Consider the following 3,445-nt stretch of genomic DNA (forward strand, 5'->3'; position numbering starts at 1 on the left):
CCAAGCTGGATATCGTTGGGACATCATAGGTAGATCGCTGGATATCATTGGTTTCTGGTCAAAAACAGCGATATCCAGCGATATCCAACGATATCCAGCGATATCCAACGATATCCAGCGATATCCAACGATATCCAGCGATGAGTGTATGATATCCAGCGATATCCAGCGATCACGGCGGGAAATTGTGTTGCTTTGGCACAGAAGCTCTCAGGAGCCCGCTGGGCGGGTTCTGCGGGAAGGGGAGCGTGTGGTTGGTGCTAGGCTTGTTCGCGGAGGTCTAGGCGCGCCTCGATGCGCTCAATCCGGGCTGCCAGTCGGTCGGTGCGGTCCGACATGATGGCGTAGTGGCTCATCTCGGTGGCTGCGAGGTTCCCAACGGCGGTCTCCAAGGCGGTGAGGCGTAGTTTGACCTCGCGCATGTCCTCCGCCAGCCGGTCCATCTTCTCATCGAGCCGCCGAAGGTAGATCAGCATCAGGTTTTCGGGTTGGTCGCTCATGTCGCCTCCGGGCGCAGCTTCACGACCTCGGCCGAGTAACGCGCCACGGCCTCGCCGTGCTTGGAGATGTCCCCGCGGAACGCGCCTTCGGGTGTCACCGCGATGATCTTGGTGCGGCCCCGCTTCACCCGGCTGATAGCCCCGATCTTCTCCAGCAGCGCGAGGGTGTCCTTCATGTTTTGGGGCTTTACGCCGCGCATCTCCGCCAGATCGGCGGCGATCTTGGTGCAGACGTAGGACTGCCATTCGAGGTGCCGGGTGATGAGCAGGAGCGTTGCTAGTGCCGCATCCCGCTCCGCTGGTGTGGCTTCCGTTTTCATCAGCCGATCCTGCACGGCGTCGATGTATTGATGACCGATGCTCACGTTGCCGCCTCCGAAGAAATCAAATTCCAACTGCTTTGCTTTGCCCAGGGCGGCCAGTCCTGCGGCGTGGAACCTGGCCCGTTCCGCGCGCTCCGGGTCGGTCTCGCCCAACGCCGCTTGATCGGCCAGCAGGGCGGCCTGCCCGTAGCTTCCGCGCTTGCGGAGCTGCTTGGCCGTCAGATCCACCACAGCGGCCCCTGAGCGGCTTCTAGCCGGTTTCCCGGCGATTACCTCGGCCAGCGTCCGCGCTGGCGCTCCTGCCCGTCGCTGCGCCTCCTGCGTGATCTGGGCGAGGCGGATATCGTCGTCGGAATAGCCCCGGCGGCGCAGTTCAGCGATCGAAGTGGCCATGAACGCGACTCCCAATAGTAATCTGGTAGATTATCGATGTAATCTGGTGGATTACTATTCGTCAAGCGATTCTCGCCCGGAACTCGCAGAAACCCTAGGTTTTTTGGCTCGACCTTCCGAAGGTATCCAATACCTAAGAAGAATTAGAAAAAAGAGGCGGAAAATCGCGATGCGATTTGCCCATGATCGGCGGCCCTGACGGGCCGCGCGGCGGCAAAGCCAGTGCCCTGCACGACCGTCAGGGGCGGCTCTGAGGCCGGCAAGTGGCTTTGGGGGGCGGTGTGGGCCGGCTTGTGGCTTACTCAGCCGCCTGAGGCGGCTCTGAGGCCATCTGGTTGACGCCAAGGGAATTGGCGGAGTTATTTTGCTTTGCAAGCCATGCGCGGGTGCCCCGCGCCGCCTTGGCAGGGGGGCAAGCCCCCCGTGCACCCCTCATTTTCCGACAATGGCACTAGTGCTGCTTTGGACCCCAGATCGAAGCGGCTGGATTTCTAATCCTTGGCGTCAAACTCCGCGAAGCGGATCACGTCGAGCCGTAGGCGAGTAAGTCCGGCCCATCGTGTTTGTGACTACAAACACCTATCTTGCCTGCTACTCCAAGCTGGATATCGTTGGGACATCATAGGTAGATCGCTGGATATCATTGGTTTCTGGTCAAAAACAGCGATATCCAACGATATCCAGCGATATCCAGCGATGAGTGTATGATATCCAGCGATAAGCGGGGCTCTGAGCCGCCCTAGACGGCAGAGTGAGCCCCTGACCGCCCCGCATCGTCCCCAAGAGCCTCTGCGCGGTCTCTGAGCCGCCCTAGACGGCAGAGTGAGCCCCTGCTCCCCTAGCCACCAGCACCGCCCTAGAGCGCCAGAGCGAGCGCGGAGCAGGAGCCCCGTAGGGCGGCCCGTCAGGGCCGTCTGGCGTTGCCACAGTCTGAATAAATCTTCTTAGAACTGGATACCGCCGGAAGAATCGTCGCTTTTTGGGCAGAAATCCGCCATTTCTTGATTGACGATTGTATGCTGTGGGCATACGATCGTATGCTGTGAGCATACAATCGGAGTCGTCATGGGAATCTCGAACCGCGAATTTAAGCGCCGGGGCTACGACCCGGTGGATATCGCTCTCGCCCGAGCAACACAGGACGCGGCAAGAAGGGCAGGGGCGCCGGCCAGAAGCCTGGGGGAGATACTGGCCGGGGAACCGGCCAGAAGCCGTCCAGGAGCCGCTGTAGCCGACCTGACGGCCCGCCAACTGCGGAGACGAGGTGGATACGGCCAGGCCGCTCTACTGGCCGACCAGGCGGCGCTGGCAGAGACCGACCCGGAAAAGGCCGAACGAGCGCGGTTCCTAGCCCAACAGCTCAAGGGGCTAGGGCGAGCAAAACAGTTGGAATTTGATCTATACGGAGGCGGAAACGTGAGCCTAAGCCATCAATATCTCGATGCGGTACAGGCTCGGCTGTTGCAGAGCGGAGCGACGCCAGCAGAGCGAGGGATTGCCTTCAACGTCATCGCCATGATCGTGCGGCATCTGGTGTTCGCAGGGCACGACTGCACAAAAACCGCCGCGGAACTATGCGACATAACCGGCATCAACAAGGATTCGATGGCTGAAGCCCTCGCGCTGTTGGAGCGGGTAGGGGCAATCATCCGAGTTAAGCGAGGCCGAACCAAAATCATCACCGTGACGCCGGAAGGAGCCTTCAGGGGGTCAATCGACGATCACCCGGCAGCGGTCGCACGCTACTCCGCTGAGATGGTGAAATTACAGCCTAAGTCGTAACGAACCGGCCGTTCGTTTCGTTTTTCGTAACGATCTGGCCGAAAAATGCAAAAATGGCGGTTTTCTGCGGCTTTCATATGCACGGAGAGTCCGATTTTCGGACATTTCGGGGGGTGTTACTGACATCCCCCGGAGGGCAGGGGTAGAGGGTTCGTCGGTGCCTCCGTCCTCGCAAGCTGCGGGCGTCGGCACCGACGAAATTTACACCAAAAGGGAAGAGTCGGAACCGACGCCCCGAGAGCACCACAATTCACCGAACTGATCGCCAATCCTTGGCGTCAAACTCCGCGAAGCGGATCACGTCGAGCCGTAGGCGAGTAAGTCCGGCCCATCGTGTTTGTGACTACAAACACCTATCTTGCCTGCTACTCCAAGCTGGATATCGTTGGGACATCATAGGTAGATCGCTGGATATCATTGGTTTCTGGTCAAAAACAGCGATATCCA

Annotated in this window: 3 protein-coding genes; 1 reads left to right on the plus strand and 2 read right to left on the minus strand. The window is 59.6% G+C overall.

What is annotated here, in order from left to right; genetic code table 11:
• Positions 1–260: 260 nt before the first annotated feature.
• Together ABDV69_RS20645 and ABDV69_RS20650 are read right to left on the minus strand one after the other, a co-directional pair.
• The gene (locus ABDV69_RS20645) at positions 261–500 is read right to left on the minus strand and encodes a hypothetical protein (RefSeq protein WP_343577649.1); all 240 of its coding nucleotides are present in this window, start codon (positions 498–500) and stop codon (positions 261–263) included.
• A complete protein-coding gene (locus ABDV69_RS20650) occupies positions 497–1,216 on the minus strand; it encodes a hypothetical protein (RefSeq protein ID WP_343577651.1) in 720 nt (239 codons plus the stop codon). The genes ABDV69_RS20645 and ABDV69_RS20650 overlap by 4 nt, the downstream gene beginning before the upstream one ends.
• A gap of 1,065 nt (positions 1,217–2,281) precedes the next feature.
• Here ABDV69_RS20650 and ABDV69_RS20655 point away from each other — a divergent pair.
• Positions 2,282–2,998, plus strand: coding sequence for a hypothetical protein (locus tag ABDV69_RS20655; RefSeq protein ID WP_343577653.1), 717 nt, complete (start codon positions 2,282–2,284; stop codon positions 2,996–2,998).
• The last annotated feature ends 447 nt before the right edge of the window (positions 2,999–3,445 follow it).

Origin of the sequence: Mycobacterium sp. (assembly GCF_039583785.1) — a bacterium.
Classification (GTDB): Bacteria; Actinomycetota; Actinomycetes; order Mycobacteriales; family Mycobacteriaceae; genus Mycobacterium.